Here is a 26,158-nt window from a genome sequence, read left to right on the forward strand (position 1 = left end):
GGCAGCGGTGGCCACCGTTCTCCGTCCGTACCCCCCACTCCCCCACTCCCCACCGGAGGCAGCAAGTGGACCGCATTCGCGCACGCAGATGGCTCGGGGGCGCACTCGCGCTCGCCGCCGCCCCCGGGCTGGCGCTCACCGGCGGCGCGGGCACCGCGCAGGCGGCCGGCGCCGCCGCCGACGTCAACGTCGCCAGGAACGCGGGCTTCGAGTCCGGCCTCGCCAACTGGAGCTGCTCGGCGGGCAGCGGCACCACCGTCTCCACCCCCGTGCACGGCGGCACCGCGGCCCTCAAGGCCACGCCGAGCGGACAGGACAACGCGCGCTGCGCCCAGAGCGTGACGGTCAAGCCGAACTCCACGTACACGCTGAGCGCCTGGGTGCAGGGCGGGTACGCGTACCTCGGCGCGAGCGGCACGGGCACCACCGACGTCTCGACCTGGACGCCCGGTGCGGCCGGCTGGCAGCAGCTGACCACCCGCTTCACCACCGGCGCGAACACCACCTCCGTGACGGTCTACACGCACGGCTGGTACGGGCAGGCCGCCTACCACGCCGACGACGTCTCCGTCTTCGGCCCCGACGGCGGCGGGGGCGGCGACCCCGACCCCGTGGTGCCCGCCACCCCGGCCGGGCTCACGACCGGCGCGGTGACCTCCTCGTCCGTCGCCCTCGGCTGGAACCCCGTCCAGGGCGCCACCGGCTACCACGTCTACCGCGACGGCACCAAGGCCCAGACCGTGACCGGCACGTCGGCGACGGTGACCGGGCTCGCGGCGAACACCTCGTACAGCTTCCAGGTCAGCGCGGTCAACGCCGCCGGCGAGTCGGCGAAGTCGGCGGCCGTGACCGGGAAGACGGCCCCGGGCGGGACCAACCCGAACCCGGCCGTGCCGCGCCACGCCGTGACCGGCTACTGGCAGAACTTCGACAACGGCGCGACCGTGCAGAAGCTGCGCGACGTGCAGGCGCAGTACGACATCATCGCGGTCTCGTTCGCGGACTCGACCGCCACGCCCGGCCAGATCGTCTTCAACCTCGACCCGGCCGTCGGCTACGCCTCGGTCGCCGACTTCAAGGCCGACATCGCCGCGAAGAAGGCCGCCGGCAAGTCGGTGATCATCTCGGTGGGCGGCGAGAAGGGCAACGTCACGATCAACAGCGACGCCTCCGCGACCGCCTTCGCGAACAGCGCGTACGCCCTGATGCAGGAGTACGGCTTCAGCGGGGTCGACATCGACCTGGAGCACGGCATCAACTCCACGTACCTGACGAAGGCGCTGCGCCAGCTGTCGGCCAAGGCCGGGCCCGGCATGGTGCTGACGATGGCGCCGCAGACCATCGACATGCAGAACACCGGGACGGAGTACTTCAAGACGGCCCTGGCCGTGAAGGACATCCTCACGGTGGTCAACATGCAGTACTACAACAGCGGTTCGATGCTCGGCTGCGACGGCAAGGTGTACGCGCAGGGGTCGGTGGACTTCCTCACCGCGCTCGCCTGCATCCAGCTGGAGGGCGGTCTCGACCCGTCCCAGGTCGGCCTCGGCGTCCCGGCCTCGCCGCGCGGCGCGGGCAGCGGTTACGTCGACCCGTCGGTCGTGAAGAACGCGCTGGACTGCCTGACGCGCGGCACCGGGTGCGGCTCCTTCAAGCCGTCGAAGACGTACCCGGCGCTGCGCGGGGCGATGACCTGGTCCACGAACTGGGACGCGACGGCCGGCAACGCCTGGTCCAACGCGGTCGGCCCGCACGTCCACAACCTGCCGTAACTACCGCCTTCCGGCGAGGTAGTAGTGCAGTACGGGGCCCAGCTCCGCCAGCCACTGGTGGAGCTGGGCCTTGCGGCGCGCGGCGATCCGGCACTCGTAGAGCATGCCGCCGGGGTGGCGGACGGCCACCATCAGCACGTGGCCGTGGGGGGCGGGCGCGAAGTGCACGGTCGCGACCGCCTCCCACGGGAAGTCCATGGGGTAGCCGTTGACCTCCAGGCCGACCCCGGAGGCGTCGACGACCACGGAGTTGTGCTTGTCGTGCGCGACGAACTCGGGGCCGCCGGTGGGGTGGAGCGGTGGTACGGGTATCGGGGGGCCGAAGCCCGGAGGGGGCGGCTGGGGCGGCATGCTCATGCCGCAGTTCTACCAGGGGCGTTCCCGGGGTCCCTACCAGGGCAGCTCACGCACCTGCTGCACGCACAGCACCACGAACAGCAGGCCCGCCGCGACGAGCATGCCGTTGCTCAGCCAGCCGTTGCGCCACTCGCGCGGCGTACGGTCGGAGTTGAGCAGCCATACGAGGGTGAGCGCCAGGAACGGCATGAAGAACGCGCCGATCAGGCCGTACACGATCACCAGGCCGAACGGCTGGTCCAGGAACAGCAGGCTGATCGGCGGGAACGTCAGCCACAGCAGGTACGCGCGGAACGGCAGCGACTTCTCGCGCGCCACGACGTCGGCGGCTTTGCCCCCGCCCCTCCCCTCGCGGAAACGGGCGACGAAGTCGGCGAACATCAGGCTCACGCCGTGCCAGACGCCGATGAGGGAGGTGAAGGAGGTGGCGAAGAAGCCGATCAGGAACAGCTTGGCGGTGGCGGCGCCGTACCGGTCCTCCAGGACCTTGCCCAGGTCCAGCAGGCCCTTGTCGCCCTTGGTGAGCGCGACGCCGGAGGAGTGCAGCAGCTCGGCGCCGACGAAGAGCATCGCGACGACGAAGACGCCGGTGGTGAGGTAGGCGACGCGGTTGTCGAACCGCATGACCTTGATCCAGCTGATGTCGGTCCAGCCCTTGGCGTTGACCCAGTAGCCGTACGCGGCGAGCGTGATGGTGCCGCCGACGCCGCCGATCAGGCCGAGGGTGTAGATCAGCGAGCCGTCCGGCAGGACGGGCGCGAGACCGGCGACCGCGTCGCCGAGGTGCGGGGTGACCCGGACGGCGAGGTAGACGGTGACCAGGAACATCACGCCGACCAGGACCGTCATGACCTTCTCGAAGACGGCGTACCGGTTGAACCAGACGAAGACCAGGCCGACGAGGCCGCACAGCACGGCCCACCACTTCAGGTCCATGACGCCCGGGAAGAGCGCGCTCAGCGGCAGCGCACTGGAGGACATGGCGGCCGCGCCGTAGACGAAGCCCCAGATGACGACGTATCCGACGAAGTAGACGGTCGTCCAGGCGCCGAGGCTGCGCCAGCCGTCGAAGAGGGTGCGGCCGGTGGCCAGATGCCACCGGCCGGCGGCCTCGGCGAGCGAGATCTTGACGAGGCAGCCGATGACGGCGGCCCACAGCAGGGTGTAGCCGAACTTGCTGCCCGCGATGAGCGTGGCGATCAGGTCACCGGCACCGACGCCGGTGGCGGCGACGACGATGCCGGGGCCGATGGAGCGCCAGCTCGCCTTGCGGGGCGGCACCCCGGGGGCACCGGGGCTGCCGGGGGCACCCTCGCCCGTCCCCTCCGTCCGTGCCGTGTCCGCGTCCGTCATGTCCGGCCACCTTCCCCTCGCGCTCATGTGACGTCAGGTCACGTAACCGGGTGCGGGGTGATCGCGCAAGGGGCCGTGCGGGGTGAGGCGGCGGCGGCCGGCGGAGCGACCTTGGCCGGAGTCAGGCTCTTGACGCGGTCATGCCACGGCCGCACGATGCCTCGCACGGGGAGAGCCACCCCGTACCCCCCACCCAGGAGACTCAGCATGCGACTTCGCATACGCGGCTCACGCGGCAGAAGGTCCGCCACCCTCACGGCCCTGCTGGCGCTCGCCGTCGTCGTGCCCCTCGGCGCCTCGACCGGCACCGGAACCGACGCACCGGCCGCCCCCGCCGCCACCGCGGAGGAGGTCGTCCGGCAGTACGAGATCCACGGCCCGTCCACCCCCGCCGAGCGCACCGCCCTCGCCGCCACCGGCGTCTCGATCGACGAGGCCGACTCCCACGCGGTCGTCGTCAGCGCCACCGCCGACCAGGCCCGCCGCCTGCGCGCCCTCGGACACAAGCTGGAGGTCCTGCCCGGGCCGCCCGACCGGAGCGGCGGCAAGGCGTCCGGCACCTCCCTCGGCGCCCTGGACTTCCCGTCCGCCGACTCGCGGTACCACAATTACGCGGAGATGAACGCGGAGATCACCCAGCGGCTCCAGCAGTACCCGAACATCATGAGCCGCCGCGTCATCGGCAAGAGCTACCAGGGCCGCGACATCGTCGCCATCAAGATCAGCGACAACGTGGCGACGGACGAGAACGAGCCCGAGATCCTCTTCACCCACCACCAGCACGCGCGCGAGCACCTCACCGTCGAGATGGCGCTCTACCTGCTGCGCGAGCTCGGCGCGGGCTACGGCTCCGACTCCCGGATCACCAGCGCCGTCAACAACCGCGAGATCTGGATCGTGCCGGACCTCAACCCGGACGGCGGCGAGTACGACATCGCCTCCGGCTCCTACCGCAGCTGGCGCAAGAACCGCCAGCCCAACGCCGGCTCCACGTCCGTCGGCACGGACATGAACCGCAACTGGAACTTCAAGTGGGGCTGCTGCGGCGGCTCCTCCGGCTCGTACGGCTCCGAGACCTACCGCGGCTCGGCCCCCGAGTCGGCGCCCGAGGTGAAGGTCGTCGCCGACTTCGTACGCTCCCGGGTCGTCGGCGGCACGCAGCAGATCAAGGCGGGCATCGACTTCCACACGTACAGCGAGCTGGTGCTCTGGCCGTACGGCTACACGTACAACGACACCGCCCCCGGCCTGACCCAGGACGACCGCGACGCCTTCGCGGCGGTCGGCCGCAAGATGGCCGCGAGCAACGGCTACACGCCGCAGCAGTCGAGCGACCTCTACGTCACGGACGGGTCGATCGACGACTACCTGTGGGGCGCGCACAAGATCTTCGGCTACACCTTCGAGATGTACCCGCGCGGCTCGAGCGGCGGCGGCTTCTACCCGCCGGACGAGGTGATCGAGCGGGAGACCAGCCGCAACCGCGACGCGGTGCTGCAGCTGATCGAGAACGCGGACTGCATGTACCGCTCGATCGGCAAGGAGCAGCAGTACTGCGCGTAGGCGTCCGAGACCGCCGTGGCACGGACTTCCCTGCCGTGCCACGGCGGTCGCGTGCGTGTCAGCCCAGGACCGCCAGGGCGTCGATCTCGATGAGCAGGCCGGCGGGGAGGCCGACGTAGACCGTGGTGCGGGCCGCCGGGGGCGCCTTCAGGTCCTTGAAGTAGGCGTTGTAGATCTCGTTCATCTCGGCGAAGTGGTCCGTGTCGGTGAGGTAGACGCGGATCATGATCACGTCCTCCCAGCTCGCCCCGCCTTCGGTGAGGACCGCCTCGACGTTGGCGAGCGTCTGGAGGGTCTGCTCGCGCAGGGTGGGGCCCGCGACGGCCGGGGGTTCGCCCTCGACGGCCGGCAGGAAGCCGACCTGGCCCGCCACCTGGAGGATGTTGCCCTTGCGGACGCCGTGCGAGAAGGCGGCCGGGGGCGCGGTGTGGGTCGGGGGCGTGAGCGCGGTCTTCTCGGTCATGCGGCGTCCTTCGGTGTCGGTTGCGGGGTCGTGGTACCGGAGTAGTCCCGCGTGACGGCGTCGGCGGTGCGGCGCACCAGCGGGAGGAGGGCGACGAGTTCGTCGGCGGTGACGACCACGTTCGGGGCGGAGATCGACATGGCGGCGACGACACGGCCGTCGGCGCCGCGGATGGGCGCCGCGACGCAGTTGATGGACTCCTCGTGGCCGCCGAGGTCCGTGGCCCAGCCCTGTTCGCGTACGGTCGCGAGCTCCTGGAGGAAGGCGGCGGCGTTCGGGGTCGAACGGGCCGTGTACATCGGGTAGTCGAGCTTGGCGGCGACGGCGCGTCGCTCGGCCTCGGGCAGGTCGGCGAGGAGCAGCTTGGCGACGGCGGCGACGGTGATCGCGACGGGCTTGCCGATCCGCGAGTACATGCGGACCGGGTAGCGGCTCTCCACCTTGTCGAGGTAGAGCACCTCGCCGTCCTCGTACACGGCGAGGTGCACGGTGTGCCCGGTCCGCTCACCGAGCCGTACGAGGTGGGGGTGGGCGATCTCGCGGACGTCGAGGCTCTCGACGGCCTCCTGCGCGAGCGCGAAGAGCCGGGCGCCGAGGCGGTAGCGCTGGTCCTGCTGGCGGTAGACCAGGCCGTGCTCGTGGAGCGTGCGCAGCAGGCGCAGGGCGGTGGACTTGTGCACGCCGAGGGCGTCCGCGACCTGCCCGAGGTCGGCGGGGCCGCGCGCGAGCAGCGGCAGAATGCTGAGCGCGCGGTCGACGGTCTGGCTCATGGCGTGCGTGCCTCCTGGTCGTTCCCGGTTCCGTTTCCCGATCCCGGCCCCGTCACCGGCCCCGTCGCCGTCCAGCCCGGGCCGAGGTGCAGTCTCCCCCAGGCGGCGTCGTCGAGCTCCACGAGCCGGTCCGCGTACGCGGTGGCGGGTGGCGCGCCGAGGTCCCCCGGCACGGTGAGCGCGGCGGCGGCCATCAGGTGCCCGTGGCGCAGGCGCCGGCGCAGGTCGAGGCCGCGGAGGGTGGCGGCGAGGAAGCCGGCGGCGAAGGCGTCGCCGGCGCCGGTCGCGGCGACGACGTCGACGCGGGGCGCGGGGACGTGGGTGTAGCCGCTGCGCGTGTCAGCCCGCCCGGCGTGTGAGGACACGCGCGCAGCGCGTACGGGGTCCGGGGCGCAGCCCCGGTTACGGGAAGGGGCGGGGTGGGGAACAAGCCCCGCGCAGCGGCTCGATGCCATCGCCCCGGCCCCGCCCTGCTTCACGACCACCACGCACGGCTCCGGCAGCGCCTCCCGGATCTCCGCCGCGCCCCGCACACCCCACACCGCCTCCGCCTCGTCCTCGCCGACGAAGACGACGTCCGCGCCCCGCGCCAGCTCCAGCAGGACGTCGGCGGCGTCCGGGCGGCCGTGCCACAGGGCAGGCCGGTGGTTGACGTCGAAGGACACGAGCGGGCGGCCGGGCCACCGCCCCGTCAGGCCGCGCAGCAGAGCGAGGCAGCCGTCCGACAACGCGGCCGTGATGCCCGACAGGTGGAGGACGCGGGCCGGGCGGAGGTCGTCGTACGCCACGGTCTCGGGGGACATCGCGGAGGCGGCGGACCCGGCGCGGTAGTAGACGACCTCGTGTTCCGCCGCCGCGCGGTCGGTGGCCGTGCGGAAGTACACGCCCGTCGGGCGGTGCGGGTCGCGGCGCACGGCCCCGGTGTCGACGCCGTACGCCGCGATGGCCGCGACCAGGTGGTCGCCGAAGCCGTCGGTGCCGACGCGGCTCACCCAGCGGACGCGGTGCCCGCCGGCGGCCAGCGCGCAGGCGACGTTGGACTCGGCGCCGCCGATGGCGCGGGTGAAGGAGGGGACGTCGGCGAGCGGGCCCGGCCGGGAGGGCAGGAAGGTGACCAGGGACTCGCCGAGGCAGACGACATCGACTTCGATCACGCTGGGGGCTCCTCACGGGCCACGCGCATCCGGGTCCATTGACCCGGCGTTGAGCCGGATGTTAGACAGCGGCAAACGGCATACGCAACGAGCATTGCGCACCACGCAACGCTACTCCAGCAGGAGGAGGGGCCCGCATGACGGACGACCTCAAGGACGAGCGCGTCGACCACCGCTTCAAGGGGCTGCCGGTCGACGCCGAGGGCCTGACCGTCGGCGCGCTGGCGGCTCAGCGCCGCAACCTCTTCACCGGCGGCTTCACCACGCCCGTCCTCGCGCTCTCCGCCGAGTCCGTCGAGCACAACCTCGCGCTCCTGGAGGCGTACTCCGAGCGGCACGGCCTCGCCTTCGCCCCGCACGGCAAGACGTCCATGGCGCCGTACCTCTTCGACCGCCAGATCGCCCACGGCGCGTGGGGCATCACGGCGGCGGTGCCGCACCAGGCGCGCGTGTACCGGGCGTTCGGCGTGCGGCGGATCTTCCTCGCCAACGAGCTCGTCGACGCCGCCGCCCTGCGCTGGCTCGCGCGGGAGCTCGCCGACGACCCGGACTTCCACTTCGTCTGCTACGTCGACTCGGTACGCGGCGTCGAGCTCATGGAGGAGGCGCTCGACTCCGCGGAACGCCCCGTCGACGTCGTCGTGGAGCTCGGCGCGGGCGACGGCGCGCGCACCGGGGCGCGTACGGAGGCGGACTGCGCCGCCGTCGCCGACGCCGTCGCCGGGGCCCGCCACCTGCGCCTGGTCGGTGTCGCGGGCTACGAGGGCGAGGTGCCGGACGCCACGCCGGAGACCGTACGGGCCTGGCTGCGCCGGCTGACCGCGCTCGCGGTCGACTTCGACAAGGCGGGGCGCTTCCCCGCCGGCCTGGACGAGATCGTGGTCAGCGCGGGCGGCAGCGCCTGGTTCGACACGGTGGCCGAGGTCTTCGCCGAGCTGCCGCCGCTGTCCCGCCGGGTCCTGAAGCTGCTGCGCTCGGGCGCGTACGTGTCACACGACGACGGTCAGTACCGCAACCTCACCCCGTTCAACCGCGTGCCCGAGGAGGGCGCCCTCCAGCCCGCCTTCCGCCTCTGGGCGCAGGTGGTGTCCCGTCCCACGCCCGAGCAGGCCTTCGTCAACGCGGGCAAGCGGGACGCGGCGTACGACCTCCACCTCCCGGAGGCGCAGGTGGTGCGCTCGGCGCGCGACGGGTCGGTGCGGCCCGCGGCCGGGATCACGGTGACGCGTCTGTCGGACCAGCACGCGTGGCTGGAGACGACGGCGGAGGCGGCGGAGCTGGAGGTGGGCGACTGGGTCGGCATGGGCCTGTCGCACCCGTGCACCATCTTCGACAAGTGGCAGCTGATCCCGCTGGTGGAGGCGGACGGCACGGTGGTCGACTACATCCGGACGTTCTTCTAGAACGGCCCGGCGGCCATGGACCTCGTCATACGCGGCGCACGCGTCGTCGACGGCACCGGAGGCCCGTCGTACCGCGCCGACGTCGGCGTCAGCGGCGGCCGCATAGCGGCCCTGCGCCGTGCCGGTGACCCGGCGCTGTCGGGGCGGCGCACGCTGGACGCGCACGGGCTGGCGCTCGCGCCCGGTTTCATCGACATGCACGCCCACAGCGACCTCGCCCTCCTGCGCGACCCGGACCACAGCGCGAAGGCGGCGCAGGGCGTCACGCTCGAAGTGCTGGGCCAGGACGGCCTGTCGTACGCGCCGGTCGACGCGCGGACGCTCGACGGGGTCCGCGCGGCCATCGCGGGCTGGAACGGCGACGGCTCCGACATCGACTTCGACTGGCGGAGCGTCGGCGAGTACCTCGACCGCCTGGACCGCAACTTCGGCGGCCAGGGCATCGCCGTCAACGCCGCGTACCTGATCCCGCAGGGGACGGTCCGCGCGTACGCCATGGGCTGGGACGACCGGGCGCCCACCGACGCCGAACTCACGCGGATGAGGGAGCTGGTGGCGCGGGGCCTGGAGGAGGGCGCCGTCGGCCTGTCGTCCGGGCTGACCTACACGCCGGGGATGTACGCGCGCGACGCCGAACTGGCCGCGCTGTGCCGGGTGGTGGCGGCGTACGGCGGCTACTACTGCCCGCACCACCGCAGTTACGGCGCCGGGGCGCTGCGGGCGTACGAGGAGATGATCGCGGTCACGCGCGAGGCGGGCTGCGCGCTGCATCTGGCGCACGCCACGCTCAACTTCCGCGTCAACGAGGGCCGGGCGCCGGAGCTGCTGGCGCTCCTGGACGCGGCGCTGGCCGAGGGCGCGGACATCACCCTCGACACGTACCCGTACACGCCCGGCTGTACGACGCTGGTGGCGCTGCTGCCGAGCTGGGCGAGCGAGGGCGGGCCGGAGGCGACGCTGGCGCGGCTGCGCGACGAGGCGACCGCCGCCCGGATCCGGCACGGCCTCGAAGTGACCGGCTCGGACGGCTGTCACGGGGTGCCGGTCGAGTGGGACACCGTCGAGATCTCGGGCGTCGGCGACCCGGCGCTCGCCGGATACGTCGGCCGTACGATCCGGCAGTCGGCGGCCGCGCGCGGCGAGGAGCCGTGGACGACGGCCCGCCGCCTGCTGCTCGCGGACCGGCTCGCCCCGACGATCCTGCAGCACGTCGGCCACGAGGAGAACGTCCGCGCGATCATGCGCCACCGCACGCACACGGGCGGCTCGGACGGCATCCTGCGCGGCGCCAAGCCGCATCCGCGCGCGTACGGCACGTTCCCGCACTACCTGGGGCGGTACGCGCGCGAGCTGGGCGTGCTCTCCCTGGAGGAGGCGGTCGCCCACCTCACCGGCCGCCCCGCGGCCCGCCTCCGGCTGTCCGACCGGGGCCTGGTCCGCGAGGGCCACCGCGCCGACCTGGTGCTCTTCGACCCGGCCACGGTCGCGGCCGGCGCCACCTTCGAGGCCCCGCGCACCGCCCCGACGGGCATCCCGTACGTCCTGATCGACGGCCGCTTCGTCATCGCGGACGGCCACCGCACGGCCGTCCTGGCGGGGCGATCGGTCCGGCGGAGCCAGGAGAGCCGGTCGACCGTGGCCTGACGCGGTGTTAGAGCGCTGTTGGTGATCCGTTGCGCCGGCCCGTCAGGGTGTCTCAGCAGCAACGTGTTGCATACGCCGTGACCGGCATGGGCCACGGCCGACCGAGGCAGCACCCGAAGAGATGTTGAGACAGTCATGAAACCCCTGCGTCTGGCCACCACCGTCGCCGCGTCCGCAGCGCTCGTCTTCGGCGTCGCGCCGTCGGCCTCCGCCAACGGAAACGTCACCTGGGAAAGCGTCGCCCAAGGCTCCTGCATCGCCACCTCCCACAACACCGATGCCGTCATGAAGAGCTGTGGTGCTTGGGAGTCCCTCTGGTACGACCAGCAGGAAAGCGACGGCTCCTGGACCCAGCACGTCCGAGGTGACCACTCCTACTGCCTGGCCGCCTACTCGGACCACGACGTGTACGTGGAGGAGTGCACCGCCAACAACCCCTGGCAGCGCTTCCGCGAGCAGTACGACGGCTCCCGCGGGATCTGGCGACTCCAGCACGTGGCCACCGGCTGGTACGTCACCGTCTACGACAACGGCTACCGCATCGGCGTGGACCCGCTCAACGAAGGCGACAAGCGGCAGTACTTCCGCTGACCACCCCGTCGACCCCGCCTCGCCATCCACCCACAGGAGACCCCATGCGCAAGCTCACCCGCGTCCTCGCCACCGCCGCTGCTTCCGCCGCCCTCGTCGTCGGCTTCGCCCCCTCGGCCTCCGCCAACGGAAAGGTCACCTGGCGCAATCATTTCAACGGACTGTGCCTGGGAACGACCACAGCCCACAACGACGCCGTCATGCGCGGCTGCAGTTACGGTGAAGCCCAGTGGTACGACCAGCAGGAAGCCGACGGTTCCTGGACCCAGCACGTCAACAACGACCGCTCGTACTGCCTGGCGGCCTACTCGGACCACGACGTGTACGTGGAGAAGTGCACCGCCAACAACCCCTGGCAGCGCTTCCGCGAGCAGTACGACTCCCAGCGAGGCCTCTGGCGGCTCCAGCACGTGGCCACCGGCTGGTACATCACCGTCTACGACAACAACTTCGGTATCGGCGTGGACCCGCTCAACGAAGGCGACAACCGGCAGTGGTTCGCCTGATCCGACCGCCCCTGAACAGGCAGCACCCCCTGGAGGGATCCTCCCGGGGGTGCTGCCGGGCCCCGGACGGCGCACGGTCCCGTACACCGCGTCGATGAAACGGCGACACGCGCCTCATCCACCACGGTTGGAAACTTTTCGCCCCTGTCACGACACCTCATTAGCATGCCGCTAACAGCGGGTGCCGGGGGGTGAGCGTGGGATACACATGCCCGGCCTGGTCGGGGGGCGATGTCGGTGGCGGTGCGGTTCGGAGTTCTCGGTGGTCTGACGCTGTCCGTGGAAGGAGAGCCGAGACGGATACCCGGGCCGAAGACCGCGGCGGTGCTGGCCTCGCTGTTGCTGCGGCCCGGCTCGCCCATGTCGATGGACTGCCTCATGGACATGGTGTGGGGAGACCGTCCTCCGCGGACCGCGTTGGCCTCCCTGCACAACCACTTAGGTCGGCTGCGGTCGGCGCTGGGGCCGGAGCGGGACCGGCTCCGCGTCGTCCGGAGCACGTGCTCGCTGGACGTCCGTCCCGGCGAACTCGACGCCGAGGTGTTCGAGTCGCGGGTGAGGCGGGCACACGACGCGCACTGCGCGGGTGACTGGGAGGCTCTCGGAGAGGAGACCGCCTCGGCGCTCATGCTGTGGCGCGGCCGCCCCGTGCCGGAGTTCCCCTCGCTGCAGGAGATTCCCGAAGTCACCTACCTCGTCGAGCGGCATCTGCAGGCCGTCGAGTGGCGCTTCGAGGCCTGCCTCCGGACCGGCCGGCATCAGATGATCATCGCCGAGCTGGCCCGTTACGCCGCCGACCATCCCCTGCGCGAGCCCTTCCACCGGCAGCTGATGACCGCACTGCACCGAGCCGACCGCACCTCCGACGCGATCGCGGCTTACCACCTGCTGCGCAGGACACTCGCCGACGAGCTCGGCCTGGATCCCGCCCCGAGCACGCAACATGTGTTCCACGCGCTGCTCGCCGCTGAAGACGCCGACACACCCGGGCCGGACCCGGCACTCCCGGCGCCCCCTCCCGCCACGCTGTTCCAGACCCCCCGGGACACCGCCGACTTCACCGGCAGGGAAGCCGAGCTCGCGGCCGTACGCGAGGGACTCCTGGCCGCCACCGACGGCCCGCCCCCGATCGTGGTGATCTCCGGTATGGGCGGTGTCGGCAAGACCGCCCTCGCCATCCACGCGGCCCACCACGTCCGTGCGGCTTTCCCGCACGGCCAGCTGTACGCGGACCTGAGGGGTTTCGGCTCCGGCCCTCGCCGCACCGCCCATGACCTGCTCGCCCGGTTCCTGACCGATCTCGGCACCCCCGCCACGGCGGTACCGGAGGACACCGACGACCGCGCGGCCCTCTACCGCGCCACGCTCGCGGAGCGCCGCATGCTGATCGTCCTCGACAACGCCCGCGACGCCGGACAAATCACGCCGCTGCTCCCCGGCAGCGGTGGGAGCGCGGTCCTCGTCACCAGCCGTCAGTCGCTCGCCGGACTGCCCGCGGCGGCGCGCGTCACCCTCGAGCCGTTCGACGCGACGGAGCAGTACCAACTGCTCGCCGCCCTCTGCGGCCACCAGCGCTTGGCGGCGGAGGAGGAGGCGACCCGGCGCATCCTGACCGCGTGCGCGGGTCTTCCCCTCGCCCTGCGCATCGTCGGCGCCCGACTGGCTCAGAACGGCGGCAGGACGGTCGCGAGCATCGCCGACCGGCTCGGCCAGGCCGACGGACGACTCACCACGCTCGCGCTCGACCACCTGGACGTCAGCAATGTCTTCTGGATGAGCTACCAGGCACTCAGCTCCGACTCCCGGCAGGTGGACCGCGAGGCGGCCGCCGCCTTCCGGCTGCTGGGACTGTGGTCCTGCCACCCGCTCTCCGTCGAGGCGGCCTCCGCGCTCCTCGGCCACCCGGTCGAGCGGACCCTCGACCTGCTCGACGTCCTCGTCAACGCCCACCTCCTGCAGAACTGCACAGCCGGCACCTACCGCTTCCACGACCTGCTGGGCGAGTTCGCGTTCCAGCGGGCCGTCGCCGAGGAAACCGCCGAGGACAGGCAAGCGGCGCTGCTCCGGCTGTTCACCTGGTACCGCGCCGCCCTGGACCGCGCGGACGCCGCCACACAGACCCGCACCATCCCGCGGACAACGCCGGCCACCGGCCTCGCCCTGCCCGAGTTCGCCGACGCGGCCACGGCTCTCGCCTGGACCACGAGGGAACTACCCGCCATCACCACCGCCATCGGCGCCATCGGCACCGCGGCGCGCCCCGAGCTGGCCTGGCAGTTGGCGGACGGCCTGTTCGGCTGGATCCTCTCCAACTGGTGGACACGACAGTGGGAACAACCGCTGACCGGGGCACTGGCCGCTGCGCGACGCAACGGCGACCTCGCCGGACAGGCACAGATGCACCGCCTCCTGGGCGTCGCGCACGGGGCCTCCTACCGCGACGAGGAGAGCCGGAGGCACCTGAAGGTGGCGGCCACCCTGTACGAGGAGATCGGTGACACTGAGCAGCAGGCCCTCGTGCTGGCCAACTACGCCAACGCCTGCGGTCAGGCAAAGAGGTACGAGGAGGGGCTCGATGCCATCGGCCGGGCCCTCCGGCTCCGCGAGGGCCGCGGGTCGCTCCCCCTGCCGTTCCTCCACACACAGGGCACGCTCCTCTTCGGCACCGGGAAGCTCGATGAGGCGGAGGCCATCTTCCGTCAGTGCCTGCCCATCTGCCGCACCGAGCTTCGCCCCCTCCTGCCCATCGTGCTGGTCAACCTGGGCGACGTCCTCCGCGCCCGGGACCGCCGCGACGAATCCTTCACGTACCTCGAAGAGTCGCTGCGCCTCGCGCGGGAACTCGACAACCAGTTCCTCGTCGCCGACGCCCTGGAAGCCCTGGCCCGCTCCCACCGCCACTTCGGCGATCCTGCACGTGCCAGGGTTTGCTGGGAGAAAGCCCTGCGTGTCGCCGAGGAGAACCGTCTCGACCGGGTGATCCGTGACTGCGCGGCCGGACTCCGCTCGCTGGATGCCGCCCTCATGAAGTGATCCGGAGGCGTGTCCTCAGCGTCCCCGCCACGCACACGACCCCCGCCAGGACGAAGCCGTACGCCGGGGTGTGCCCCGACGGCTGGGTCTCGTACGGCAGGGCGGCCGACAGGACCGCGAGGGCGGGGACGATGCGGCTGTCGGGCGTGGCGGTGGCGGCGAGCGCGGTCACGCTCCACAGGAGGTACCAGGGCTGCACCACCGGCGAGAGGGCGACCAGGGCGAGGAGGGCCAGGCCCAGGGCGTGCGCGGGGTGGAGGTGGCCGCGCAGGGAGCGCCAGGCCAGGTACGCGATGAGCGCGAGCGCGGCGGCGAGGCCGAGCTGCTGGACGGCGGCCTTGACCGGGGCGGGGTCGGTGCCCGCGAGGAGGTGCAGGGCATGGCCGAGGCCGAGGCCGAGGTCGCTGGTGGCGGACAGGGCGGTGTGGATCGTCCCGGCGACGCCCTGGGTGCGGAGCCAGCCGAAGCCGGTGCCCGTCAGCAGCGTCGCGGCGACGGCGACCGCCGCGGCGACCAGGCCGGGGGCCAGCAGGCCCATGGCGAGGCGCCGGGCGCGGGGGCCCGCCGCCGCGCGGGCGACGATCACGCCGATGAAGAGCAGCGCCACGGCGGCCGGTGACTTGACCATGGCGGCGAGGCCGACGAGCGCGCTGCCGAGGATCCAGCGGCCGCGCAGGGCGCACACCACGCCCGCCAGCATCAGGGCGATCATCAGGCCGTCGTTGTGGACGCCGCCCACGACGTGGATCAGCAGCAGCGGGTTGAGCGCGCCGAGCCAGAGCGCACCGCTCTCGCTGCCGCCCCGCTCGCGGGCGAGGCTCCGCAGCGCCCACGCGGTCAGCGCGAGCGCGCCGACGGCGATCAGCCGCAGGCCGAGGACGGCCGGCACGATCGTTCCGCCGGTCACCCAGGTCACCGCCTGGGCGAGCACGAGGAAGACCGGGCCGTACGGCGCCGGGGTGTCGGTCCAGTGCCCGCCGACGCTCGCCGCCGCGTCCCCGCCGAGCCCGCCGGGGTCGAGCACCGAGGGCCCGGCGCCGTAGACGTCGTGTCCTTCGAGGACCATCGCGCCCTGGGCGATGTAGCTGTAGGCGTCGGCGCTGTAGAGCGGCGGCGCGAGCAGCAGCGGCCCGGCCCACCAGGCCAGGGTGCGGAGGGTCTCGCGCACGGGCAGCTCACGGGCGCCGCGCCCGTACCCCCACCAGGCGGCGATGAGCAGCGTGAGTCCGGCGTACGCGAGGACGGCGGCGGCCACGGTCGTCGCGGTGCCGTGCGCCACCCACAGGCCCCACGGGTCGCGCGCGGGCAGCGATCCGGCCGCCCAGCCGCCCGCGGCCACCGCGACCGCCCCGGCCACACCCAGTCGGCGGTACCCGACCGCGCTGATCTCCCACATGACCGGCCAGCCTAGGGGCTGGCGGTGGGGTTCCCGCTTCGGAGCAGCCGCGGTTGCGGGGAGCGCCCGCCCGCCTACCGTGAGTGGTGATCCACCCCTCACCCCAAGGGAGGCGCCATGCGCCGCATCGCCACCGTCTGCATCACCCTGGCCGCCGCCGCGGCCGTCGCCGTCTCCGGCGCCACCGCCGCGTTCGGCGCGCAGGGAACGCTGTACGTCGACCGCACCGCCGTGCCGAACCCGAGCGGCTGCTACGACTTCCACGCCATCGAGCCGCTCGTCTACAACCTGACCAACGACGTCGTGATCGTCTACGAGCTCCCCGGGTGCACGGGCGAGGTCGAGGAGATCGTCGAGGCGCACGACTGGGAGGAGGACGTCGACGGCATGAGCCTCTTCGTCCGCTGACTCCGTCACTGATTCCGTCGCTGATTCCGTCGCCGAATCCGTCACCGATCCGTCGACGGCAGCGGTCCGGGCCGGGCGCCGAGTGGCACAAAACACGAGGCGCCCCTCCCGCCACCGCCGTAAGCTCGCGATATGCAGGTGATCCAGTCCACGAAGCTCGCCAACGTCTGTTACGAAATCCGCGGCCCGGTGCTCGAGGAGGCGATGCGGCTGGAGGCTGCAGGTCACCGGATCCTCAAGCTCAACACCGGCAACCCCGCCGCCTTCGGGTTCGAGTGCCCGCCCGCGATCCTGGAGGACATCCTCCGCAACCTCGGGGAGTCGCACGGCTACGGCGACGCGAAGGGCCTGCTCTCCGCCCGGCGCGCGGTGATGAGCCACTACGAGACCAAGGGCATCCCCCTCTCGGTCGAGGACATCTACCTCGGCAACGGCGTCTCCGAGCTCATCCAGATGTCCATGCAGGCGCTGCTCGACGACGGCGACGAGGTGCTCGTACCGGCGCCGGACTACCCGCTGTGGACGGCGTCCGTCTCCCTGGCCGGCGGTACGGCGGTGCACTACCGCTGCGACGAGCAGGCGGACTGGATGCCGGACCTCGCCGACATCGAGCGCAGGATCACCGACCGCACCAAGGCGATCGTCATCATCAACCCGAACAACCCCACGGGCGCGGTGTACGACGACGAGATGCTGCGCGGCCTGACGGAGATCGCCCGCCGCCACAACCTGGTCGTCTGCTCGGACGAGATCTACGACAAGATCCTCTACGACGGCGCCACGCACACCCCGACCGCCGCGATCGCGCCCGACCTGCTGGTGCTGACGTTCAACGGCATGTCGAAGAACTACCGGGTGGCCGGCTACCGCAGCGGCTGGCTGGCGGTGTGCGGCCCGAAGGCGCACGCCTCCTCGTACATCGAGGGCCTCACGATCCTCGCCAACATGCGGCTGTGCGCCAACATGCCGGCGCAGCACGCGATCGCCGCCGCGCTGCAGGGCCGGCAGTCGATCGAGGCGCTGGTGCAGCCCGGCGGGCGGCTGCTGGAGCAGCGGGACGTGGCGTACGACCTGCTGGTGCAGATCCCGGGCGTCACCTGCGTGAAGCCGAAGGGCGCGCTGTACCTCTTCCCGCGGCTGGACCCGAACGTCTTCAAGATCAAGGACGACCGGCAGATGGTGCTCGACCTGCTGCGGGCCGAGAAGATCATGGTGGTGCACGGGACGGGCTTCAACTGGCACGAGCCGGACCACTTCCGGATCGTGACCCTGCCGAACGCGACGGACCTGGCGGACGCGGTGACGCGCATCGGGAACTTCCTGGACGGCTACAGCCAGCCCTGAACCCGGCACTTAAAGCGAACTCAACTTTAGATCGATTCCAATGTAGGATGGCTTCCTGTCCAAGAGCAGGAGGCCGTCCACCATGTACGAACCGATCCGCACCAAGTCGGTCCACCGGATGGCCGGCGACGCCCAGGACCGGATCCCGCACCGCTCCCGCGAGGAGGAGCTGGACATCCAGCTCGCCGGACACCTCGCCGCGCTGCTCGCCGTCACCGACGAGCTGGGCGACGACGCGGCGGCGGAGCGCATCGCCCAGCAGGTCGCCCGGCTGCGCGGCGCGCCGCCGGCCCGGCACGCGGGCCTCACCGGAGCCGAGCCGGCGGATCTGCACCGCCGCGCCCACACCCTCGCGGGCCGGGCCCTGGTCGTCGCCGCCTCCCGCGCCGACACGGCCGCCGCGATCCTCGCCGCCGAGCGCATGGACGCGCACAGCGCCGCGCTGGAGCGGCCGCGCCCGGTCGGCGCCCTCTGAACGGCCCCGGCCCGCGGCCGTCTCAGGCGCGCGGGCCGGGTGCCACCCACCTCGCTCCCCGAGGGGAGCTCGGCGGCGGTGGCGTCAGCGGACCACCCGCACCGTCGCCGCGGCGCTCGACCCCGCGTGCGTGTCGTCACCGGCGTACGTCACCGTGTACGTCACCGCGCCCCGTGTCCTCGGCAGGTCGTTGATGCGGAACGTGCCGTCCGCCGCGACCGCCACCGAGGTGAGGGTCCCGCTGCCCAGCCGGTCGGCGCGCTGCACCCCGAGCGTCAGCCCCTGCGGCAGCGCCGGGCCCTGCGCGGTGAGCCTGCCCGTGATCTCCAGGCCCGCGCTCTTGGACGCCTCGGCGGGCGCGGTCAGCGTGATCGCGGTGGGCGCCTTCGCCACGGACACGGTCAGGCTGACGTCCTCGGCCGGCCGGTGGGTGAGGTCGCCGAGGAAGGAGAGCGTGTACGTCGACTGCCCCACCCGCGAGGGCACGTCCAGCACGGTGAACGTCCCGTCGGCGGCGACCTCGGCGGCGGCGGTCTTCCGGGTGCCGTCGGCGTCGGTGCGTACGGCCGTGACCTTGGCCGGTTCGGCGGGCGCCGGGCCGTCCAGCTCCAGCCGGCCCCGGATGCCGAGCGGCTCGCCGATGACGGCCTGGGCGGGGGTGGAGGTCAGCGTGCCGGTGAAGCGGGAGTCGTACTGCGCGGCCGGCGGCTGGATGACGTGCAGCCAGAAGGCGTTGCCGCCGGCGTTGGTGGTGAGCGCGAAGAGCCGGGAGCCGTCCGCGGACCACTCCATGCCGCGCGGGACGACCCGGCTGCCGTCGAGCTCGCCCTCGTAGGCGAACTCCAGCGCGGTGGTGCCGTTGGCCGGGTCGGCCGGCTGGATCAGCAGGTCCGGCGTGGAGCCGCCGGCCGAGGCGCCGCGGGCGATGTACTTCCCGTCCCCGCTGAAGGCGACCCCGGAGGCGACCGCTCCCTCGGGCAGCGGCTGGTACGGGGTCGGGGCGTCGCGCAGGTCACCGGAGTTCAGCAGCCGGGTGCCGTACGCCGCGTCGGCGACCGCGAGGCGCCTGCCGTCCGCGCTGACCGCCAGATCCTTGAGGTCCAGGCCGCCCTTGCCCTCGGCGTCCGCGAAGCGGCGCGAGTCGCCGCGCACCGGGGTCTCCCCGCTGGTGTCGAAGGAGGTCAGGGCCGGGTCGGTGGCCTTCTCGTTCTTGGCCTGGCCCATGAACAGGCGGTTCTCGGCGCCCGCGCCGGTCTCCAGCAGCATCCGGCCGGTGACGTTCCAGCCGGTGGCGGCCTGGACACCGCCGCTGACGGAGTCGAGGGCGTGGACGGCGTACGCGCACTCGGAGTCGTACGGGGCGTTCCCCCTGGTGTGCCACTGCTTGCCGCCCGAGAAGGCGAGTTCACGACCGCACGTCTCGCTGTACGCCGGCGTCCGGCCGGTCTGCTGGAGCGTGCCGGTGTCGTACGCGGCGATGAACTCGCGCTCACCGGCGTACAGCGTCGCGCCGTCGGCGCTCAGCGCGAGCCCGGTGACCGGGCCGGTGCCGGTCAGGACCGCGACCTGCTGGCCCTGGAAGTTGTAGACGAGGACCCGGCCCTTGTCGTTGTAGTAGTAGGACTGCTTGTCCGCGATGTACACGCGCTCGTGCGCGGAGTCGACGGCCATCGCGGAGTACGAGGAGATCGGCAGCTTGGCGACGACGTCGCTCGCCTCGGCGGCGTACGCGGCGGGCGCGACGGCCGTGGCCAGGCCGGCCGTGCCGAGGGTGAGCGCGAGGGCGACGAGCGTGGATGTGGCGCGCCGCCGGGACCGCACGGACGGTACGGGCAGTGCGGATGCTACGGACGGTGCGGATGCTACGGACGTACTCAACTGGGCCCCCCACAGGCATGGTTGCCCCCTCCGCGAGGAGAGGGACACGTGGGGGAAATGTAACCGCTGTGCACAGATGGCACACAGGAGTTCGAAAAGCAGGCGCGGAAGAATCCGGCCCGCGCAAATCGGCCCCCGGAGCCTGAGGGGGCTCCGGGGGCCGGTGCATCGCGGCGGGTCATTCGTGAACCCACAGGTCAGGGCGGATGCAGGCTGACCCGCCGCGAGGTCTTGGCGGCGCGGGTCAGCCCAGACGGGCGACCAGCGAGCGGTACTCGTCCCACAGCTCCTTCGGCGTGTGGTCACCGAAGGTGTTGAGGTGCTCGGGAATGAGGTCGGCCTCCTCGCGCCACACCTCGGTGTCGACCTTCAGCAGGAAGTCGAGGTCCTCCTCGGGCAGCTCCAGGCCGTCGGTGTCGAGGGACTCGCGCGTCGGCAGGATGCCGATCGGGGTCTCGACGCCCTCGGCCTTGCCGTCCAGGCGCTCCACGATCCACTTCAGCACGCGGCTGTTCTCGCCGAAGCCCGGCCAGACGAACTTGCCCGCGTCGTTCTTGCGGAACCAGTTGACGTAGTAGATCTTCGGCAGCTTGGCCGCATCCGCGCTCTTGCCGACCTTGATCCAGTGGGCCATGTAGTCGCCCATGTTGTAGCCGCAGAACGGCAGCATGGCGAACGGGTCGCGGCGCAGCTCGCCGACCTTGCCCTCGGCGGCGGCGGTCTTCTCGCTCGCCACGTTGGCACCGAGGAAGACGCCGTGCTGCCAGTCGAAGGACTCGGTCACCAGCGGGACCGCGGTGGCGCGGCGGCCGCCGAAGAGGATCGCCGAGATCGGCACGCCCTTCGGGTCCTCCCACTCGGGCGCGATGATCGGGCACTGCGAGGCGGGCACGGTGAAGCGGGCGTTGGGGTGGGCGGCCGGCGTCTCGGAGTCCGGCGTCCAGTCGTTGCCCTTCCAGTCGACGAGGTGCTTGGGCGCCTCCTCGGTCATGCCCTCCCACCAGACGTCGTTGTCGTCCGTGAGCGCGACGTTGGTGAAGACGGCGTTGCCCCACAGGGTCTTCATGGCGTTGGCGTTGGTGTGCTCGCCGGTGCCGGGCGCGACGCCGAAGAAGCCCGCCTCGGGGTTGATCGCGTACAGCCGGCCGTCCTCGCCGAACCGCATCCACGCGATGTCGTCGCCGATCGTCTCGACGGTCCAGCCGGAGATCGTGGGCTCCAGCATCGCGAGGTTCGTCTTGCCGCAGGCGGACGGGAAGGCCGCGGCGACGTACTTCGCCTCGCCCTGCGGCGGCGTGAGCTTGAGGATCAGCATGTGCTCGGCGAGCCAGCCCTCGTCGCGGGCCATGACGGACGCGATGCGCAGGGCGTAGCACTTCTTGCCGAGCAGGGCGTTGCCGCCGTAGCCGGAGCCGTACGACCAGATCTCGCGGGACTCCGGGAAGTGCGAGATGTACTTGGTGGTGTTGCAGGGCCACGGCACGTCCTCCTGGCCCTCCGCGAGCGGGGCGCCGAGGGTGTGGACGGCCTTGACGAAGAAGCCGTCGTCGCCGAGCTCGTCGAGGACGGCCTGGCCCATGCGGGTCATGGTGCGCATGGAGACGGCGACGTACGCGGAGTCGGTGATCTCGACGCCGATGGCGGAGAGCGGCGACCCGAGCGGGCCCATGCAGAAGGGGACCACGTACATGGTGCGGCCCTTCATGGAGCCGCGGAAGATTCCCTCGTCACCCGTGAAGATCTCCCGCATCTCGGCGGGGGCCTTCCAGTGGTTCGTGGGGCCCGCGTCCTCCTCCTTCTCGGAGCAGATGAAGGTGCGGTCCTCGACGCGGGCGACGTCGGAGGGGTCGGACGCGGCGTAGTACGAGTTCGGGCGCTTGATCGGGTCCAGCTTGCGGAACGTGCCCTTGGCGACGAGCTCCTCGCACAGACGCTCGTACTCGGCTTCGGAACCGTCGCACCAGACGACCCTGTCCGGCTGCGTGATTGCTGCGATCTCGTCGACCCAGGAGATCAGTTCCCGGTGGTTGGTGGGGACGACGGTGGAGGGAGCCGCGTTGTCGCGCGCCACGATTGCTCCTTGTTGAGGGGTTTGAGGTTGTCTGCCCCGTGGGGGCTGCGACCCGGATGCTTCACGGCATTGATCTCCTGGCGCTCATCCGGTGCCGACCGCACTCATCTGATCATCCGCGTCCGGTGCGCATATGTCCAGAGGGCCTCTCACGTGAGCATTGCCACTCATTACGCCCCCACACCTCCCTCATCGGCCTCCAACACCCCACGTACGGAGGCGTCGGTAGCATTCCGACATGACTGCAGCGGCCATGCCCGATGAAACTGACGACGTGACCGAGATAACACCGAGCGTGTCGAAGCCGAAGCTGCGTGGCTGGCTGCACGCCGGGATGTTCCCGGCCGCACTGATCGCCGGCATCGTCCTGACCGCGCTGGCCGACTCCACGCGCGGCCGGATCGCGTGCGGCATCTACGCCTTCACCGCCTGCGCCCTCTTCGGCGTGAGCGCGCTGTACCACCGGGGGAACTGGGGCCCACGCGCCACCGCCGTACTGCGCCGGCTCGACCACGCCAATATCTTCCTGATCATCGCGGGCACCTATACCCCGCTGACGCTGCTCCTCCTCCCCGACTCCACCGGGCGGGTGCTGCTGTGGGCGGTCTGGGCGGCTGCGGTGGCGGGGATCGCCTTCCGGGTGTTCTGGGTCGGCGCCCCGCGCTGGCTGTACACGCCGTGTTACATCGCGATGGGCTGGGCGGCCGTCTTCTTCCTGCCGGACTTCCTGCACAAGGGCGGCGTCGCCGTGCTGGTCCTGGTGGTCGTCGGCGGCCTGCTCTACAGCGTGGGCGGCGTGGTGTACGGCTTCAAGCGGCCGAACCCGTCACCGCGCTGGTTCGGCTTCCACGAGGTGTTCCACTCCCTCACCCTGGCGGCGTTCGTCGCCCACTACGTGGGGATCTCGCTGGTGGCGTACCAGCACGCCTGAGCCGCGACAATGGGTTCCATGGCCGCCCGCACCCCGCTCCTCGCCGCGCGTCAGCCCCTGGGCCTGCGGGAGCGCAAGAAGCTCAAGACCCGCATCGCGATCAGACGGGCCACCTACCGGCTGATCGCCGAGCGGGGGTACGAGGCGACCACCATCGAGCAGATCGCCGAGGCGGCGGAGGTCTCGCCCAGCACGGTCATCCGCTACTTCCCCGCCAAGGAGGACATCGTCCTCACCGATGAGTACGACCCGGTCATCGAGGCGGCGCTGCGCGCCCGTCCCACCGGCGAGGAGCCCCTGCGGTCGCTCCACGCCGTACTCACGCAGGCGGCGGGCGAGCTCCTGGAGCGGGAGCCGGAGGAGATGCGGCAGCGCGCCCGGCTGCTGGTGGAGGTCCCGGCCGTACGGGCCCGGATGACCGAGACCATGGCCGAGACCTCCCAGCCGCTGTCCCGCGTCCTCGCCGACCGCACCGGGCGGGCGGCGGACGACCTGGAGGTGCGGGTCTTCACCGCCGCCGTCATGGGCGCCCTGCGCGAGGTGCTGCTCCATTGGGCGGAGCGCGACCAGCGGGACGATCTGATCGCGCTCATCGACCGGGCGTTCGACACGCTCAGCGGCGGCCCTTCGCTCTAGCGGCGCTTCCCTGGAGCGGTGTCCCCCTTTCCGCAGGCCAGGCCGTCGCGGTTCGGGTCGAGCCGCAGCGGGTCGTCGTTGCCGTTGACCTTGAGGCGGCCGTAGTCGTGCGCCGCCAGCCAGTCGCAGCGGGCCTTCGTCGTCGCCTTCACCGACGCCGGGAACGCCGTCGGCACGCACACCCCGGCCGTGCCGTAGTGCCGGTCGCACCCGGCGATCCGCGGGCTGACCGGGGCCGAGTCCCGCTTCTTCAGCGGCTTCTTCGGCGCGGCGGCGAGGTCGCCGGCGAAGTCGTGGACGTGCGCCGACCTCTCCGCCTCCGCCGCCATCGCCGCGGGCCCGCCGAGGTGCACCCACCGGGCGACGGACGGGATGCCGTGCGCGTCGACCGCGAAGAGCATGTACCAGCCGGGCGGGGCGAGGTTCGGGTTGCCGGTGACGTTCAGGTCGACCGTCCGGTCGTCGATGACGGACAGCGGCAGGTCGACGAACCGCTGGTTGGGGTCGGAGGAGTGGGTGACGGCCGCCGGGCGGATCAGCTCCGCCTTGGCGATCGGCCGGTCCACCGTGATCCGCTGGGTGTCGCCGTAGTTCCAGCGGCCGTCGATCACCGAAGTGATCTTCGGGCGCGGGCCCTTGAGCAGGTACGGCGGCGTGTAGACGGACACGTCGTGGTTGTACGAGCCGTTGCCGGGGTTGTCGCCGACGGCCATCACCCGGCCGTCGGGCAGCAGGAACGCCGAGGAGTGGTAGCCGCGCGGAACCGGGTCGGCGGCCATGCCCGCCTGGTAGGTGTCGGTGGCCGGGTCGAAGAGCGACGCCTCGTACACCGGGTCGGCCCGGTCGTGCAGCGCGCCGCCGGTCTCCAGGACCTTGCCGTCGGGCAGCAGCACCGCGGAGACGTACATCTTGCCCTCGTCGCCGGTCTGCGGGCGCTTGCCCGCGCCCTGGTCGACCAGGCCCTGCGGGAGGGGCGGGCCGGCGACGTACGCCGGGTTGGGCTGCTTGAGGTCGATGATGTCGGTGAGGCGGTTGGCGGCGGGGTTCCGCTCGTTGTTGCCGCCGCCGATGGTCAGCACCCGCTGGTCCTGCGCCGGGGGCAGCAGCACGCTGGCGGACTCGTCGCGCTCGTCCTTGTTCCGCAGGCCCGGCACGTCGGTGATGGTGTTCTTGTCGTAGTCGTAGATGGAGGCGCCGGTGCCGGGGGTGCCGTTGCCGAAGGTGTGGCTGCCGGAGTAGAACAGCCGCCCGTCCTGCATGAGGATCATCGACGGGTACAGGCCCCAGTACGACCAGGTCTGCTTGACCTCGTTCGTCGGCAGCCACTTGTTCTGCGCGGCGGAGAACCTCTCCGCCGTCACGTTGCCGGTGGAGTCCTCCTTCAGGCCGCCGAAGGAGATCACGTCGCCGTTGCCGAGGATCGTCGCGGACGGGTACCAGTGGCCGTCGTGCATGTCGTTGGTCCTGGTGTACGACTCGGTCGCGGGGTCGAAGACGTACGAGTCCTTCAGGCCCTGGTAGCCGATCTTGCCGTCGGCGGACGGGTAGCCCTTGTTGCCGCTCATGACCAGCACCCGGCCGTCGGACAGCTGCACGTGGCCGGCGCAGAACATGTCGACGGGCGTCGGGATGGTCTTGAAGGAGCCGTTGGCCGGGTCGTAGACGGCGGAGGTGAAGGTGCCCGCCTTGAACATCTCCGGGTCGTTGCCGGAGCCCGCGATCAGCAGCACCTTGCCGTTGTGGAGGACGACGGAGTGCATGGAGCGGACCGGGTTCTTGACGCCCAGCACCTCCCACTTGCCCTTGGCGCACTCCTCGGCCGTGCCCGTGCAGACCGGGTCGGGCGCGGGGGCCGCGACCTCCTCCATCACGTAGTCGTCGGTGGTGACGCTGCCGGTGCCGAAGACGGACACGCCCCAGGCGATGCGGTCCGTGCCCGGCGGTACGGCGGGCGTGCGCACCTCGGCCCGGGTGTACGCGCCGGCCATCGGGAGGGTCTTGAGGTCCGTCCAGTACTGCCAGCCGGCGTCCGTGTCGTGCCGGAAGAGGGTGATCGCCGTGTCGGGGGTCGTCGACTTGTACCAGAGGGACAGGTCGTACTGCCGCGCGGCGACGACCGGTGGGGCGCAGGCGTCGGACTCGGTGATCAGGGCCTTGCGGTCGCCGTCGACCCGGCGGGTCAGCTCGACCTTCATGGCGCCGGTGCCGGAGTGGGCGTCCGTGGTCGTGGTGAAGGTGGCGTCGTTGTCGCCCCAGCCGGACTTCGACCAGCAGGCGGGCATGCCGTCGTGGCCGGTCCCCGGGGTCTCGAAGCCGGGGTTCTTGATGAGGTTGATCCCGGCGGCTGCCGGGGGCTGGGCGGCCAGGAGGAGGCCGGAGGTCATGGCGCCGATGGCGAACAGCGCCACTC

At 71.9% G+C, this 26,158-nt stretch carries 21 protein-coding genes; 12 read left to right on the forward strand and 9 right to left on the reverse strand.

Going from position 1 to position 26,158, the window contains the following annotated elements; all coding sequences use genetic code 11:
• Window positions 1–65: 65 nt before the first annotated feature.
• Window positions 66–1,772, forward strand: a complete 1,707-nt coding sequence (locus AC07FJ_RS12645; protein WP_479048136.1) for a chitinase — start codon at window positions 66–68, stop codon at window positions 1,770–1,772.
• Here the strand turns inward: AC07FJ_RS12645 and AC07FJ_RS12650 are convergent, their stop codons facing one another.
• On the reverse strand, window positions 1,773–2,129 hold the full coding sequence (locus tag AC07FJ_RS12650) for a hypothetical protein (protein ID WP_361427824.1): 357 nt from the start codon (window positions 2,127–2,129) through the stop codon (window positions 1,773–1,775). It lies immediately after the preceding gene.
• 33 nt (window positions 2,130–2,162) lie between these two features.
• Window positions 2,163–3,482: an Nramp family divalent metal transporter gene (locus AC07FJ_RS12655; protein WP_479048138.1), complete on the reverse strand. Its 1,320-nt coding sequence runs from the start codon at window positions 3,480–3,482 to the stop codon at window positions 2,163–2,165.
• 207 nt (window positions 3,483–3,689) lie between these two features.
• Here AC07FJ_RS12655 and AC07FJ_RS12660 point away from each other — a divergent pair, with 207 nt between their 5' ends.
• A complete protein-coding gene (locus AC07FJ_RS12660) occupies window positions 3,690–5,045 on the forward strand; it encodes a M14 family metallopeptidase (protein WP_479048141.1) in 1,356 nt (451 codons plus the stop codon).
• A 58-nt stretch (window positions 5,046–5,103) separates the two neighbouring features.
• Here the strand turns inward: AC07FJ_RS12660 and AC07FJ_RS12665 are convergent, their stop codons facing one another.
• Genes AC07FJ_RS12665 through AC07FJ_RS12675 form a run of 3 tightly spaced genes read right to left on the reverse strand, consistent with a single transcriptional unit; the run spans window position 5,104 to window position 7,432 of the window.
• Complete coding sequence (locus AC07FJ_RS12665) at window positions 5,104–5,508, reverse strand: RidA family protein (RefSeq protein ID WP_479048144.1); 405 nt, start codon at window positions 5,506–5,508, stop codon at window positions 5,104–5,106.
• A complete protein-coding gene (locus AC07FJ_RS12670) occupies window positions 5,505–6,278 on the reverse strand; it encodes an IclR family transcriptional regulator (RefSeq protein ID WP_479048146.1) in 774 nt (257 codons plus the stop codon). Before AC07FJ_RS12670 ends, AC07FJ_RS12665 begins: the two co-directional genes overlap by 4 nt.
• Complete coding sequence (locus AC07FJ_RS12675) at window positions 6,275–7,432, reverse strand: sugar kinase (RefSeq protein WP_479048149.1); 1,158 nt, start codon at window positions 7,430–7,432, stop codon at window positions 6,275–6,277. Before AC07FJ_RS12675 ends, AC07FJ_RS12670 begins: the two co-directional genes overlap by 4 nt.
• Window positions 7,433–7,569: 137 nt before the next feature.
• Here AC07FJ_RS12675 and AC07FJ_RS12680 point away from each other — a divergent pair, with 137 nt between their 5' ends.
• The 5 genes from AC07FJ_RS12680 (at window position 7,570) to AC07FJ_RS12700 (ending at window position 14,609) form a co-directional block, all read left to right on the forward strand.
• A complete protein-coding gene (locus tag AC07FJ_RS12680; protein ID WP_479048152.1) occupies window positions 7,570–8,835 on the forward strand; it encodes an alanine racemase in 1,266 nt (421 codons plus the stop codon).
• Window positions 8,836–8,850: 15 nt separating this feature from the next.
• On the forward strand, window positions 8,851–10,479 hold the full coding sequence (locus AC07FJ_RS12685) for an N-acyl-D-amino-acid deacylase family protein (protein WP_479048154.1): 1,629 nt from the start codon (window positions 8,851–8,853) through the stop codon (window positions 10,477–10,479).
• Window positions 10,480–10,614: 135 nt separating this feature from the next.
• Window positions 10,615–11,070: a hypothetical protein gene (locus tag AC07FJ_RS12690; protein ID WP_479048157.1), complete on the forward strand. Its 456-nt coding sequence runs from the start codon at window positions 10,615–10,617 to the stop codon at window positions 11,068–11,070.
• A 44-nt stretch (window positions 11,071–11,114) separates the two neighbouring features.
• Window positions 11,115–11,576 carry a hypothetical protein gene (locus AC07FJ_RS12695; RefSeq protein WP_479048160.1) on the forward strand — a complete coding sequence of 154 codons (462 nt, stop codon included), beginning with the start codon at window positions 11,115–11,117 and terminating at the stop codon, window positions 11,574–11,576.
• A 279-nt stretch (window positions 11,577–11,855) separates the two neighbouring features.
• A complete protein-coding gene (locus tag AC07FJ_RS12700) occupies window positions 11,856–14,609 on the forward strand; it encodes an AfsR/SARP family transcriptional regulator (RefSeq protein ID WP_479048163.1) in 2,754 nt (917 codons plus the stop codon).
• On the opposite strand, the gene mptB is transcribed toward AC07FJ_RS12700, so the two are convergent.
• On the reverse strand, window positions 14,599–16,005 hold the full coding sequence (gene mptB, locus AC07FJ_RS12705; RefSeq protein ID WP_479048165.1) for a polyprenol phosphomannose-dependent alpha 1,6 mannosyltransferase MptB: 1,407 nt from the start codon (window positions 16,003–16,005) through the stop codon (window positions 14,599–14,601). The two genes, AC07FJ_RS12700 and mptB, sit on opposite strands and share 11 nt — an antisense overlap.
• Window positions 16,006–16,122: 117 nt before the next feature.
• Here mptB and AC07FJ_RS12710 point away from each other — a divergent pair, with 117 nt between their 5' ends.
• The 3 genes from AC07FJ_RS12710 (at window position 16,123) to AC07FJ_RS12720 (ending at window position 18,232) form a co-directional block, all read left to right on the forward strand.
• Complete coding sequence (locus AC07FJ_RS12710; RefSeq protein WP_361427852.1) at window positions 16,123–16,413, forward strand: hypothetical protein; 291 nt, start codon at window positions 16,123–16,125, stop codon at window positions 16,411–16,413.
• Window positions 16,414–16,545: 132 nt separating this feature from the next.
• Entirely contained in the window at window positions 16,546–17,757 is a 1,212-nt protein-coding gene (locus tag AC07FJ_RS12715; protein WP_361427854.1) for a pyridoxal phosphate-dependent aminotransferase, read from the forward strand.
• Window positions 17,758–17,839: 82 nt separating this feature from the next.
• A complete protein-coding gene (locus AC07FJ_RS12720; protein WP_361427856.1) occupies window positions 17,840–18,232 on the forward strand; it encodes an SCO4983 family protein in 393 nt (130 codons plus the stop codon).
• An 84-nt stretch (window positions 18,233–18,316) separates the two neighbouring features.
• Here the strand turns inward: AC07FJ_RS12720 and AC07FJ_RS12725 are convergent, their stop codons facing one another.
• Together AC07FJ_RS12725 and AC07FJ_RS12730 are read right to left on the reverse strand one after the other, a co-directional pair.
• Window positions 18,317–20,053 (reverse strand): Ig-like domain repeat protein, encoded by a 1,737-nt coding sequence (locus AC07FJ_RS12725; protein WP_479048168.1) that lies wholly within the window; start codon window positions 20,051–20,053, stop codon window positions 18,317–18,319.
• Between the two features lie 301 nt (window positions 20,054–20,354).
• Window positions 20,355–22,181: a phosphoenolpyruvate carboxykinase (GTP) gene (locus AC07FJ_RS12730; RefSeq protein ID WP_479048169.1), complete on the reverse strand. Its 1,827-nt coding sequence runs from the start codon at window positions 22,179–22,181 to the stop codon at window positions 20,355–20,357.
• A gap of 238 nt (window positions 22,182–22,419) precedes the next feature.
• Here AC07FJ_RS12730 and trhA point away from each other — a divergent pair, with 238 nt between their 5' ends.
• Window positions 22,420–23,112: a PAQR family membrane homeostasis protein TrhA gene (gene trhA, locus AC07FJ_RS12735; protein WP_479048171.1), complete on the forward strand. Its 693-nt coding sequence runs from the start codon at window positions 22,420–22,422 to the stop codon at window positions 23,110–23,112.
• An 18-nt stretch (window positions 23,113–23,130) separates the two neighbouring features.
• Window positions 23,131–23,748: an acyl-CoA-like ligand-binding transcription factor gene (locus AC07FJ_RS12740; RefSeq protein WP_479048174.1), complete on the forward strand. Its 618-nt coding sequence runs from the start codon at window positions 23,131–23,133 to the stop codon at window positions 23,746–23,748.
• On the opposite strand, the gene AC07FJ_RS12745 is transcribed toward AC07FJ_RS12740, so the two are convergent.
• Complete coding sequence (locus AC07FJ_RS12745; RefSeq protein WP_479048351.1) at window positions 23,745–26,132, reverse strand: galactose oxidase-like domain-containing protein; 2,388 nt, start codon at window positions 26,130–26,132, stop codon at window positions 23,745–23,747. The two genes, AC07FJ_RS12740 and AC07FJ_RS12745, sit on opposite strands and share 4 nt — an antisense overlap.
• Between the last annotated feature and the right edge of the window lie 26 nt (window positions 26,133–26,158).

The sequence above is a fragment of the Streptomyces sp. NPDC045998 genome (assembly GCF_056430285.1).